Origin of the sequence: Aurantimonas coralicida DSM 14790, assembly GCF_000421645.1 — a bacterium.
In the GTDB taxonomy this organism is placed as follows: Bacteria; Pseudomonadota; Alphaproteobacteria; order Rhizobiales; family Rhizobiaceae; genus Aurantimonas; species Aurantimonas coralicida.
In genome coordinates, this window is sequence record NZ_ATXK01000002.1 from 680,068 (window position 1) to 692,167 (window position 12,100).

Annotated in this window: 14 protein-coding genes; 10 read left to right on the plus strand and 4 right to left on the minus strand. The window is 68.8% G+C overall.

Features of this window, described 5'->3' with window-relative positions:
- The first annotated feature begins 79 nt into the window (after positions 1–79).
- A complete protein-coding gene (locus tag H536_RS0107870) occupies positions 80–616 on the plus strand; it encodes a glycosyltransferase family protein (RefSeq protein ID WP_024349945.1) in 537 nt (178 codons plus the stop codon).
- A 9-nt stretch (positions 617–625) separates the two neighbouring features.
- Here the strand turns inward: H536_RS0107870 and moaB are convergent, their stop codons facing one another.
- The 4 genes from moaB to H536_RS0107890 form a co-directional block, all read right to left on the minus strand.
- Entirely contained in the window at positions 626–1,171 is a 546-nt protein-coding gene (gene moaB, locus H536_RS0107875) for a molybdenum cofactor biosynthesis protein B (protein ID WP_024349946.1), read from the minus strand.
- Positions 1,168–2,091, minus strand: a complete 924-nt coding sequence (locus H536_RS0107880; RefSeq protein ID WP_029702891.1) for a 4-(cytidine 5'-diphospho)-2-C-methyl-D-erythritol kinase — start codon at positions 2,089–2,091, stop codon at positions 1,168–1,170. The genes moaB and H536_RS0107880 overlap by 4 nt, the downstream gene beginning before the upstream one ends.
- 17 nt (positions 2,092–2,108) lie before the next feature.
- On the minus strand, positions 2,109–3,926 hold the full coding sequence (locus H536_RS0107885) for a tetratricopeptide repeat protein (protein ID WP_035694659.1): 1,818 nt from the start codon (positions 3,924–3,926) through the stop codon (positions 2,109–2,111).
- A gap of 206 nt (positions 3,927–4,132) precedes the next feature.
- Complete coding sequence (locus H536_RS0107890) at positions 4,133–5,092, minus strand: polyprenyl synthetase family protein (RefSeq protein ID WP_162142655.1); 960 nt, start codon at positions 5,090–5,092, stop codon at positions 4,133–4,135.
- Between the two features lie 294 nt (positions 5,093–5,386).
- Here H536_RS0107890 and H536_RS0107895 point away from each other — a divergent pair, with 294 nt between their 5' ends.
- The 9 genes from H536_RS0107895 to H536_RS0107940 all read left to right on the plus strand — a co-directional run bounded on the left by H536_RS0107895 (position 5,387) and on the right by H536_RS0107940 (position 12,059).
- Positions 5,387–5,605: a putative signal transducing protein gene (locus tag H536_RS0107895; RefSeq protein ID WP_024349950.1), complete on the plus strand. Its 219-nt coding sequence runs from the start codon at positions 5,387–5,389 to the stop codon at positions 5,603–5,605.
- A gap of 31 nt (positions 5,606–5,636) precedes the next feature.
- Positions 5,637–6,398 (plus strand): SAM-dependent methyltransferase, encoded by a 762-nt coding sequence (locus H536_RS0107900; protein WP_024349951.1) that lies wholly within the window; start codon positions 5,637–5,639, stop codon positions 6,396–6,398.
- 88 nt (positions 6,399–6,486) lie between these two features.
- The gene (locus tag H536_RS0107905; RefSeq protein ID WP_024349952.1) at positions 6,487–7,362 is read left to right on the plus strand and encodes a S49 family peptidase; all 876 of its coding nucleotides are present in this window, start codon (positions 6,487–6,489) and stop codon (positions 7,360–7,362) included.
- Positions 7,363–7,494: 132 nt separating this feature from the next.
- Positions 7,495–7,689, plus strand: a complete 195-nt coding sequence (locus H536_RS0107910) for a hypothetical protein (protein WP_228240113.1) — start codon at positions 7,495–7,497, stop codon at positions 7,687–7,689.
- Between the two features lie 225 nt (positions 7,690–7,914).
- On the plus strand, positions 7,915–9,084 hold the full coding sequence (locus H536_RS0107915; protein ID WP_024349954.1) for a zinc-dependent alcohol dehydrogenase: 1,170 nt from the start codon (positions 7,915–7,917) through the stop codon (positions 9,082–9,084).
- Positions 9,085–9,286: 202 nt separating this feature from the next.
- Positions 9,287–10,237, plus strand: coding sequence for a glycine--tRNA ligase subunit alpha (locus tag H536_RS0107920; RefSeq protein ID WP_024349955.1), 951 nt, complete (start codon positions 9,287–9,289; stop codon positions 10,235–10,237).
- 158 nt (positions 10,238–10,395) lie between these two features.
- Entirely contained in the window at positions 10,396–10,578 is a 183-nt protein-coding gene (locus H536_RS0107930; protein WP_024349956.1) for a hypothetical protein, read from the plus strand.
- A 106-nt stretch (positions 10,579–10,684) separates the two neighbouring features.
- Positions 10,685–11,581, plus strand: coding sequence for a KPN_02809 family neutral zinc metallopeptidase (gene ypfJ / locus H536_RS0107935; protein ID WP_024349957.1), 897 nt, complete (start codon positions 10,685–10,687; stop codon positions 11,579–11,581).
- A 34-nt stretch (positions 11,582–11,615) separates the two neighbouring features.
- Complete coding sequence (locus tag H536_RS0107940) at positions 11,616–12,059, plus strand: endonuclease domain-containing protein (RefSeq protein ID WP_051141530.1); 444 nt, start codon at positions 11,616–11,618, stop codon at positions 12,057–12,059.
- Positions 12,060–12,100: the final 41 nt, after the last annotated feature.

Below are 12,100 nucleotides of genomic sequence, written 5' to 3' on the forward strand. Positions count from 1 at the left end.
TAAACCCGTTAAGAGAACAAGACAAGAACAAAAACGTTCCGATCTGGTCAGGGCCGATGGGCTCGGCTAGACGAAAGGGATGCTGAGCGTTTTCATCGACTGTGGACCCGAGGATCACTGGCTGGCGGCGACCCTCGCGCCGCTGATACCCGGCGCCGTCGAGGGGCTGGTGCGCGAGGTCGTGCTGGTCGATCGCGGCATGGGGGACAATGCCCGCAAGGTCTCCGACCACGCCGGATGCCGGATCGTCGCAGCGGAGGATTTCCGCGACGCCATCGAGACGGCGCGGGGCGACTGGCTGCTGCTGCTGGAGCCGGGCGCGCGGCTTCTGCCCGGCTGGATGGAGGCCGTGGTCGAGCATGCCGACATGGTGGGGGCGGGACGGGCGAAGACGCAGGCGGCGCGCTTCCGCCGGGCGCCGAACGACCAGCCCGGCTTCTTTGCCCGGCTGCGCCAGATCCGCACGGCGATGGCCGAAGGGTTCCTGGTCCAGAAGCGCCAGGCGATCGGCTTGTCGAAGCTCGCCTTCAGCCTCGAGGAGGTTGCCAAGGGCGTTGCGGTGACACGGATGCGGGCCTTCATCCGCCCGGCGGTACGGGGCCGGCCCGCGAGCTGACCGTGCGGTTCAGGCGGTCCGGCCGCCGCGGCGCAGATGCTCGTCCAGACGCGGCATGATCTCGACGAAATTGCAGGGCTTGTGGCGGTAGTCGAGCTGCGCCTTGAGAATGTGATCCCAGGCATCGCGGCAGGCGCCGGGCGAGCCGGGCAGGGCGAAGACGAAGGTGGCATCGATGACGCCGCCCGTCGCCCGCGACTGGATCGTCGAGACGCCGATCTTGTCGTAGGAGATGCGGTGGAAGACCGCCGAGAAGCCGTCCATGCGCTTTTCGAACAGCGGCTCCAGCGCCTCGGGCGTCACGTCGCGGCCGGTAAAGCCAGTGCCGCCGGTGGTGATCACCACATCGACGTCGTCGCGCCTGCACCAGCCCTGGACGACCTCCTGGATCGCCGGCACGTCGTCGGTGACGATCTGCCGGTCCGCGACCCGGTGGCCGGCCTCGGTCAGCCGTTCCACCAGCAGCGAGCCGGAGCGGTCCTCGTCGAGGCTGCGGGTGTCGGAGACGGTGAGGATCGCGATGGACAACGCGATGAAGGGTCGTTCGTCGCTCATGGGGCTTCCCTTGGCATGTCTGCGGGGGCGGCGCGGTGCTCGGCACCGGACAGCCACCATTCGGGATGGGACGCGGCGATCCGGCTACGCGCGCGGGCAAGCCGGGCGTCGTCCTCGAACAATCCGTAGACGGTTGCGCCGGAGCCGGACATGCGGGCGATCAGCGCGCCTTCGCCGGCCAGCGCGTCGCGCACGGCGACGATCTCCGGTGCCAGCCGCTCCGCCGGTGCGGCGAGATCGTTGCGGGTGGCGTGAAGCCAGGCGACCAGTTCGGCGGCGGTGGCGAATCCCTCGGCCGGGACCGGCGGCAACGGCGCGTTGTCGCGCTGTTCCAGCGCGGCGAAGACCGCCGGTGTCGAAACCGGCACGCCCGGATTGACCAGCAGCATATGCAGCGCCGGCAGGTTCGCGAGGGGCAGGATCTCCTCGCCGATGCCGGAGACGCGCGCAGCACGACCCGCAACGCACATGGGAACGTCCGCGCCAAGCGTGGTGGCCTTGGCGAGCAGGACATCCCGAATGGCAGGCACCGCGTCGCCGATCATCCGCAGGAGCGCCGCTGCGTCGGCCGAGCCGCCGCCGATCCCGGCGGCGACGGGCAGGCGCTTGTCCAGCGTGACGGACAGGGGCGGAAGCCGCAGGCCGGCATCGGCCAGCACCTGCCGGGCGACGGCGATGGTGCGGTGGAGAATGTTGTCCGCGTCGGTCGGCAGGCCCGGACCGAACGGCCCGGCCATGACGAGGCGGTCGGCGCCCTCGGGCGCTGCGCCAACCGTGAGGACGTCGCCGGCATCGCCGGCAAAGGCGATCAGGCTTTCCAGGCGATGATAGCCGTCAGGGCGCCGCCCGACGACATGCAGGGCGAGATTGACCTTGGCCGGCGCCGTCAGATGCAGCGGCTCCGCCAGCGTGAACGTCATGTCCGCCGGACTGCCGCTCACTCGACCTTGGTGGCGGGCGCGTCGCCCGTCGGTGCCGGGGCCTCGGCGGCCGCGGCCTTGCGGGTGTCGTCGCCATCCTCGGCTTCGGCCCGCTCGTTGGCCGCGGTCAGGCCGTCCTCGATCTTGGCGCGGATCGTCGCCTTGACGTCCTCTTCCGGCTCGGGCTGGCCGATCAGCGCGCGCTCCCACTGGAAGCGGGCCTCGCGGTTGCGGCCGACATGCCAGTAGGCGTCGCCGAGATGGTCGTTGATGGTCGGGTCCATCGGCGTGATCAGCACGGCGCGTTCGAGCTGCTCGACGGCCTCGTCGTAGCGTCCGAGGCGGTAATAGGCCCAGCCGAGGGAATCGATGATGTAGCCGTCATTCGGCCGCAACTCGACCGCCTTGCGGATCATGTCGAGGCCTTCCTGGAGGTTCTCGTTCTTGTCGACCCAGGAATAGCCCAGATAGTTCAGCACCTGCGGCTGGTCGGGCGACAGTTCCAGCGCCTTGCGGAAATCCTTCTCCGCCTTGTCCCACTGGTCGGTCCGCTCGAAGGCGATGCCGCGCTGGTAATAGAGGTTCCAGCTGGCTTCGCCGGTCGCCTCGGTCAGTTCGATTGCCGTGTCCAGCGCCTTGGCGGCCGGAGCGTAGTCCTTGTCGGCGGCGAGCACGTCGGCCAGCGCGGTGTGGGCCTTCGGGTCCTCCGGATAGCTGCGCACGGCGCGCTCCAGATGCGCCTTGGCCTCCTCCTTCTGGTCCGAATACCAGAGGTCGAGGCCGATCTGCAGCTCGGCCGTGCGGCGATAGGCGGAGTTCTCCGGGATCTCGCGGTAGAAGGCGATCGCCTGTTCCAGCCGCTCCGAGCGTTCGGCGATACCGCCGAGCGCGGTGAGCAGCGACGGGTTCCGGGGCGCCAGCGCCCGCGCCATCTGGAAATACAGGAGCGCGACCTGCTGGCCGTCGCCGCGATTGATCGCCTGGCCGAGGATGTAGAGCGTTTCGGCCGCGCCCTCCTGCACGCTGGCGACGGCGGGCTCGATGGTCTCGCCCTTCTCGATGCGGCCCTTCAGATGCAGCAGCGGGTCGTAGGTCGGCACAAGGTCGAGGCCGGTCTGGAGCGCTGCCAGCGCGGCGTCCGTCTTGCCGTCGCGCACTTCCAGGCGCGCCAGCGCCTCGGCGGCGCCGAGATAGGCGTCGGGCGAGGTGCGGGCATTGTTCTGGTCGTCGACGACAAGATGCAGCGCGCGGCGGGCGACGTCGTCGCGCCCGGCGACGACCGCGATCAGGCCCTTCTGATAGGCGTTGAAGACCGCGAACCAGGGCGCGCCCTGCAGATTGTCGATGCGCAGCAGCGCCTCGTCGACGCGGCCCGCGCCGACATCGGCCCAGGCCATCAGCTCACCCAGCAGCAGCGCGTCGAGGTCGCTGGGATCGACCACGTCGAATTCGGCGATCGCGGCGTCGAAGGCGCCCTTCGACAGGGCGTCGACGCCGAGCGCGATCCGCGCGACCTTGCCGGCCTCGGGCACGTCGCGCAGCTTCGAGGCGATGTCGACGGCGTCCTTGAATCGGCCATCGGCGAGGAAGGCGAACATCGCGTCCTGCTGGAGCAGCTGCGAGGTCGGGTCCATCGACAGGGCCTGGACGAAGAGATCGCTGGCCGTCGCCATGTCGCCGCCGATCTGGGCGGATTTGGCGGCCAGATAGGCGCCGGACAGGGACTGGGCGGTGATCGGGGCCGGTTCGCTCGCTGCCGTATCCGCCGCAGCCAGGGCAGGCGCCGCGGTGGCGCCGGCCAGAAGCGTGACGGTGAGAAGTCTCAGAAGCCGCATTCTGTGCACGTGAAATCCTCTTCCCGGGGCACGCCCGCAGACGATCGAACGCCGCGTTTCGTGGTCGAATGTGATGCCGGTCACCTGTCTGGCCGATTCGCCGAGGTGAAGCCAAGCCACACGGCAATGCAAGTCCCGCCCGTTCTGGACCCAGAGATTGTCGGGAATGCGACCCGCGGCGGGAGTCTCGCCCCCGCGACGATGGGTCAGCTCACCCGGTCGATGCAGAATTCCACGACGCCCAGCATCGCGTCGCGGCTTGGGCTCTGCGGCAGGCCGCTGGCGGCGGCATAGGCGGCCTCGCCATACTGGCGGGCGCGTTGGACCGTCTCTTCGAGTGCGCCGTGCTGGTGGATCAGCGCGGTGGCGCGGGCCAGCGCGTCGTCGTCGTTGCGACCGCCCTCCATCGCCTCGCGCCAGAACGCCTTCTCGGTGTCGTCGCCGGCCTGATAGGCGAGGATGACGGGCAGGGTGATCTTGCCTTCGCGGAAATCGTCGCCGGTGTTCTTGCCGAGCGCGGCGGCGGTGCCGCCATAGTCGAGGACGTCGTCGACGAGCTGGAAGGCAAGACCGAGGCTGCGGCCATAGTCGCGCATGGCGGTGCGTTCGGCCTCGCCGGCGCCGGCGATGACCGGGCCGACTTCGGCGGCCGCCGCGAACAGCGCCGCCGTCTTGGCGTCGATCACGGCGAGATAGTCCGCCTCGCTGGTGGTCATGTGCTTGGCGGCCGACAGCTGCCAGACCTCGCCCTCGGCAATGACCGAGGAGGCGGTGGACAGGATGTCGAGGGCGGTCAGCGAGCCGACCTCCACCATGGTCTTGAACGCCTGGCCGAGCAGGAAGTCGCCGACCAGCACGCTGGCCTGGTTGCCCCAGATGGTGCGCGCCGTCTTCTTGCCGCGCCGCAGGTCGCTCTCGTCGACCACGTCGTCGTGCAGCAAGGTCGCCGTGTGCATGAACTCGACGCTGGCGGCGAGCTTCACATGGGCGTCGCCGCGATAATCATGGGCCAGGGCGGATGCGATGGTCAGCATCGGCCGCAGCCGCTTGCCGCCCGACGAGATCAGATGCTCGGCGATTTCCGGGATCAGCTCGACGTTGGATCCGGCCATGGCGAGGATCAGGTCGTTGACGCGAGCCATGTCCGGCGCCGTGACCGCGATCATCGGCTCGATCGAGGCGCGGCTGTCGGTCCGCTCGACGGGGCTGGCCAGGCTCACAATGCTACTCCGTGGGTTTGCGTCGCTGCGCTCGCACGGGCGAGGCGGCTTGTCGAGGGCACAGATGGCGTCCCGATCGCGGTTATAAAGGCCGCGCGACGGTGCGTCGCCTGCGGCGCGGCGGCTTCGCGGTTCGAGCGCTTGCTATGGCCGGCGCTCTTCAGGCACTTAAGGGGCGTTGCGGTCGTCATCGGCCGTCCCGTTCGTCGGCTTCGGTCGTCAAGATTCGCGGAGCCATTCATGCAGGAACTCATGCGGTCCAACGATGCGGTGCTGCTGTCCTTCGTCGATGCACTGCTGAAGGATGCGGACATTCCGCATTTCCTCGCAGATGTCCATATGAGTATCCTCGATGGATCGATCGGCGTCCTGCCGCGCCGCGTGCTGGTGGACACCGATCGCATGGATCAGGCCCGCCGCATCCTCAAGGATGCCGACCTCGGTCATGAACTCTCCTGAGCCGCAATCACCCGCGTCCTGCGGGGCCGACATGGCGACCCGCTGCGACCGCTTCTATGGCGGCCGCTTCGCCCTCATGCAGCCGCAGGGCCGCGGCTATCGCTCCGGCCTCGACGCGCTGCTGCTGGCCGCGACCCTGCCGGCGACGGCGACGGGGCGCCTTGCCGACATCGGCGCGGGGGCCGGCGCCGTCGGGCTGGCGGCGGCCTGCCGCAACGCCTCCGTCGAGGTCACGCTGGTGGAAAACAGCCCGGTCATGGCCGATCTCGCCCGGCGCGGACTGGAGCTGCCGGCCAATTCCGAACTGGCCGGGCGCCTGCGGCTCGTCGAGGCCGACATCCTCGCCGGCGGCACGGCGCGCGCGGCGGCGGGGCTCGGTGACGGCGCCTTCGGCCATGTCCTGACCAATCCGCCCTACCATCCGCACGACCACCGGATCTCGCCCGATCCGCTGCGCGCCGCGGCGATGAGCGCGGCGGACGGCGATTTCCTCGCCCGCTGGGTGCGCGCCTGTGCCGCGCTGCTCTCCCATGGCGGCCGCTTTGCCACCATCGTGCGCACCGACGCGCTGCCGACGCTGCTGGCGGCCTGCGACGGGCGGATCGGGGCGCTGCGGCTCCTGGCGATCCATGCGCGCGCCGACGCGCCGGCGCCGCGACTGCTGGTGCTCGGCCGCAAGGGATCGCGGGCGCCGCTGAGCCTGTTGCCGGCGCGCATCCTGCACCGGCCGGACGGCACGCTGACCGAGTTCGCGACGGCGGTGGCGGAGGGGACCGCCGATCTCGGCTGCTAGTAGCGACCGGCGCCGCAGCCTTGCGTTGCGAAGCGGTGCGGGACGCTTACATGAAGGGCATCCTGTTCTGCGACAAAGGCCCATCCTCTTGGCGAACCGTCTGACCAAACTCGTTCCCGCCCGCCTGCGCCCGGATCACACGGTCATTCCCGTGGTGCGGCTCAGCGGCATGATCTCCTCGGGCGGCACGGCGCTGCGGCCGTCGCTGTCGCTGGCCTCGGCCGCGCCGCTCCTGGCCAAGGCCTTCGCCCACAAGAAGGCACCGGCGGTGGCGATCGTCATCAATTCGCCCGGCGGATCGCCCGTCCAGTCGCGGCTGATCTACCAGCGCATCCGCGATCTCGCCGAGGAGAAGGACAAGCAGGTGCTGGTCTTCGTCGAGGACGTGGCGGCCTCCGGCGGCTACATGATCGCCTGCGCCGGCGACGAGATCATCGCCGACCCGTCCTCCATCGTCGGCTCGATCGGCGTCGTCTCCGGCTCCTTCGGCTTCGTCGAGGCGATCGCCAAGCTGGGCATCGAGCGCCGCGTCCACACCGCAGGCAGCAACAAGGCGACCCTCGACCCGTTCCAGCCCGAGCGGCCGGAGGATGTCCAGCATCTGAAGACGCTGCAGCTGGAGGTGCACAAGACCTTCATCGACCTGGTCAAGGACAGCCGCGGGACGAAGCTCGCCGATCATGACGACCTCTTCACCGGCCTGTTCTGGTCCGGCCTGCGCGGGCTCGAACTCGGCCTCGTCGACCGGCTGGGCGATCTGCGCGGCACGCTGCGGGCCCGCTTCGGCAAGAAGGTGAAGCTGGAACTGGTGCAGGCCAAGCGCACCCTGTTCGGGCGTCCGCAGCCTGGCGTGCACGCCGGCATGGCGGCGGGCGACGGGCTGGCCGGGATCGGCGCCGGCTTTGCCCGCGAGGTGATGGGCGTCGCCGAGGAGCGGGCGCTCTGGGCCCGTTTCGGCCTGTGAACAGGCATCGGGCGGTGCGGCCTTACGATCACGGCCGCCTCGCCGCGAATGTGAAGGGCGGGCCGCTGTGATCCTGCCGCTTTTGGTTGCCAAGGTCGTGGCCACGGCGCATAATTGTCGGGGAACGGAGCGATGATCGCCTACATGCCGCAGTTACTACTTCTGGGTCTCGTGGGGGCCGCCGCGCTGTTTGGCTACAAGCAGATGAAGCGCGATGCCGAACGGGTGTCGGAGAACAATCGCCGCTCGGAGGCCGAGAGCCGCACGGGCGCGCAGGGCACGCTGGTGCGTGGCCCCGACGGCGTCTATCGCATCAAGAAGGACTGAGATCCGCGCCAGCGCGGGTCCTGGCATCGCGTGACGCCGTTCAAGCGCCGCGCGATGCGCGATGACGCGTCCTTGCCTTTCAGGTCCCGCTTGGTCCGCTGATCCCTTATGAACCGCCGGTTGCGTAGGCGGCTGCCCATTCGCAGGACGCAGGTGTCGGAACTCGGCGCGCTTTGCGGGGATTACCCGGTCATCCCACGAACGCGATGATCCCGGAGTTCCGCCATGAAAGCCATTACCTGGCACGGCAAGCACGACATGCGCTGCGAGACGGTGCCCGATCCCGAAATCGAGCATGGCCGCGACGCCATCATCAAGATGTCGGCCTGCGCCATCTGCGGCTCCGACCTGCATTTCTACGACGGCTTCATGCCCGGCATGGAATCCGGCGACATTGTCGGCCATGAATTCATGGGCGAGGTGGTCGAGGTCGGCAAGGACAACAAGAAGCTGGCGGTCGGCGACCGGGTCGTCGTGCCCTTCACCATCGTCTGCGGCGAATGCGACCAGTGCCGGCGCGGCAATTTCTCCGTCTGCGAGCGCTCCAACCGCAATGCCGAGACGGCGGCCAAGATGTTCGGCCACACCACGGCCGGCCTGTTCGGCTATTCGCATCTGACCGGCGGCTATTCCGGCGGCCAGGCGGAATATGTCCGCGTGCCCTTCGCCGATTTCGGCCCGGTCAAGGTGCCGGAAGGCCTCAGCGACGAGGAAGTCCTGTTCCTCGGCGACATCCTGCCGACCGGCTGGCAGGGCGCCAAGAACTGCGACATCCAGCCCACCGACACGGTGGCGATCTGGGGCGCCGGCCCGGTCGGCCTCTTCGCCCTGCAGAGCGCCATCATCCAGGGCGCCAAGCAGGTGGTGGTGATCGACGAGGTGCCCGAGCGCCTGGCGATCGCCGCGCGGATGGGTGCCATCACCATCAATTTCCAGGAAGAGAGCACCGTCGAGCGGCTGAACGACCTGACTGAGGGCAAGGGCCCGGAATGCTGCATCGACTGCGTCGGCATGGAGGCCCATTCGGGCTACGAGGCCGAGCATCTGTTCGACCGCGCCAAGCAGGCGATCATGGCCGAGACCGATCGCCCGCATGTCCTGCGCGAGATGATCTATGTCTGCCGTCCGGGCGGCACGATCTCGGTGCCGGGCGTCTATGGCGGCCTCGTCGACAAGATCCCCTTCGGCGCGGCGATGAACAAGTCGCTGAGCTTCAAGATGGGCCAGACCCACGTCAACAAATGGGCCGACGACCTGCTCGGGCGCATCCAGCAGGGGCAGTTCGACACCACCTCCTTCATCTCCCATCGCGGCACGCTGGAGGATGGTCCGGAGCTCTACAAGACCTTCCGCGACAAGACCGACAATTGCACCAAGGTGGTGCTGACGCCGTAAGGCGCCGGCGCGGATTTCCGAGATCGAAGGCGGGGCGGATCTCGATGATCCGCCCCGTTGTCATTCAGGCCGCCGGCGACGCCTCGCCACGGCCCCGTCCGGCCCGGCGAAACGCGCCGTGCCTTGACCGCTTCGCGGCGCTCGTGGCAACTCGCGGCCAACTCCCGCCTCCTTCGAGGGGCCGCAAGCCGGATTCCGCGAAATGTCTGATCTTCCCCCGCACATGGACCCGCGCCGTTCCTTCCAGGCGCTGATCCTGACGCTGCACCGCTACTGGGCCGATTACGGCTGCGTCGTGCTGCAGCCCTACGACATGGAGGTCGGGGCCGGCACCTTCCATCCGGCGACGACCCTGCGCGCACTCGGCCCCAAGCCCTGGAACGCCGCCTATGTGCAGCCCTCGCGCCGGCCCAAGGACGGCCGCTATGGCGAGAACCCCAACCGGCTGCAGCATTATTACCAGTATCAGGTGATCCTGAAGCCGAACCCGTCCAATTTGCAGGAGCTCTATCTCGGCTCGCTGCAGGCCATCGGCATCGATACCGAGCTGCACGACATCCGCTTCGTCGAGGACGACTGGGAGAGCCCGACGCTGGGTGCCTGGGGCCTTGGCTGGGAATGCTGGTGCGACGGCATGGAAGTGTCGCAGTTCACCTATTTCCAGCAGGTCTGCGGCATCGAATGCGCCCCGGTGGCGGGCGAGCTGACCTACGGCCTCGAGCGCTTGGCCATGTATGTGCAGAATGTCGACAACGTCTACGACCTGAACTTCAACGGCCGCGAGGGCGACGAGAAGGTCACCTATGGCGACGTCTTCCTGCAGGCCGAGCAGGAATATTCCCGCTACAATTTCGAGATCGCCAACACGGCGGTGCTGTTGAAGCATTTCGAGGACGCCGAGGCCGAATGCCTGGCGGTGCTCGCCGCCGGCGCGCCGGAGGGGGCGAGCCCGCTGCATCGCTGCGTGCTGCCGGCCTACGACCAGTGCATCAAGGCCTCCCACGTCTTCAACCTGCTCGACGCGCGCGGCGTGATCTCGGTCACCGAGCGCCAGAGCTACATCCTGCGGGTGCGCACCCTCGCCAAGGCCTGCGGCGAGGCGTTCCTCTTGACCGAAGCGGGCGGAGCGTCCGCGGCGATCGCCGCCGCCTGATCCTCTTTTCCGAGGTCACGCGTGCTTGGGCCGTATATCATGCGGGAAACCGACGCCGAGGTGCTGAGGAACTGCCTGCGGCTTGCCGCCGGCTCCAGCGTGATCGAGTTGGTCGAATGGCGCCTCGCCATGGTGTCCCCGGATGAAGGCAGCTCCTGATGAGTGATCTTCTCTACGTCTTTTCCGCTCTGCTGGTGGGCGCCGGTCTGCTGGCCGTCGCCGCGATGTTCATCGCCGGAACATGGGGCATCTGGCACCAGATGGCGGCCGACCGCCGGGCCCGTCGGCAGGGCGACGCGGAGATCCGGCGCATGGGCCGCGAGCTTCGCCTCGGCCATTGAGGCTCGGCGCGATCCGGGCCGCGAGACATCATTCTTCCGCCTGACGCTGTAACATCGCGCGCCGCGCCTTAAGTGCTCGCCTTCCATCGGACGAGAGGTCGATCGCATGCAGTGGCGCGGACGCAGGCAATCCAGCAATATCGAGGACAGGCGCGGCTCGGGAGGCGGCTTCGGCGGCCGTGGCGGCGGCATGCGCCTGCCGGTGCGCGCCGGCGGTGGCGGCACTATCGGCATCATCATCGTCGCGCTGGTCCTGTGGCTGGGCTTCGGCATCAACCCGATGCAGCTGCTCGGCATGGCCGGCGGCGGCGGGGGCGGCGGCAGCGTCCAGACCACCCGGTCCGGCCCCGGCGTCGCCGGCACGGCGGACGAGACCGACGATTTCGTCGCGACGGTTCTGGCCGACACCGAGGATGTGTGGAGCCAGCGCTTCCAGGCGGCCGGCGAGACCTATCCGGCGCCGACCCTCGTTCTGTTCGAGAACCGGGTTCAATCGGCCTGCGGCATTGCCGGCTCGGCCAGCGGCCCGTTCTACTGCCCGTCGGACCGCAAGCTCTATATCGACCTCAGCTTCTTCGACCAGCTGCGCAACCAGCTGAACGCCCCGGGCGACTTCGCCCAGGCCTATGTGATCGCCCACGAGGTCGGCCACCACATCCAGAACATCACCGGCGTGCTGCCACGCTTCAACCAGGCCCGCCAGAATATGAGCGAGGCCGAGGCCAACGCCATGTCGGTGCGGGTCGAGCTGCAGGCCGACTGCTATGCCGGCGTCTGGGGCCACGATACCCGCCAGGCCGGCTATATCGAGGATGGCGATATCGACGAGGCGCTGAACGCGGCCCGGCAGATCGGCGACGACACGCTGCAGAAGCGCGGCCAGGGCACGGTGGTGCCGGACAGCTTCACCCACGGCACCTCCGAACAGCGCCAGACCTGGTTCCGCCGCGGTTTCGAAACCGGCGATTTCGGTGCCTGCGACACGCTGGACGGCGCGATCTGAGGACGGCTGCGTTCGCAACTGACGGCTCGCCGCCATGGCGATGACGCGCCGCGAGGCGAAGGCGCATCGCGCGCGCCGCGCCATCGCTTCGCAGACCACCGCGCTGGAGGAGAGCCTCTGGCGCGGCATCCGCCTGATCCCCGTCGAGGGAGCGCATTTCCATCGGCAGGTGGTGATCGGGCCGTATCTGGCCGACTTCGTCTCCCATCGCCTGCGCCTGGTCATAGAGGTGGACGGCGCCCAGCATGACCGTCCCGAACAGGCGGCGAAGGACGCCGTGCGCGACGATTGGCTGGCGGACCGCGGCTACCTGGTACTGCGCTATGCCAACAGCGCCGTGCGGGCCGATGCGGCGACGGTGCTGGACAGCATCCGCGCTGAGGTGGCGGCGCGGCGGCTGCTGCCCCCCGGCGAGGAACCGCCGAAGCCGGCGCGCGTCGGCAAGCCGCGTCCGCGGCCGAAGCCCGGCAGCTCCTGACAGGGGCGAGCGCACGCATTGCCATCCTTGACACGATCCGA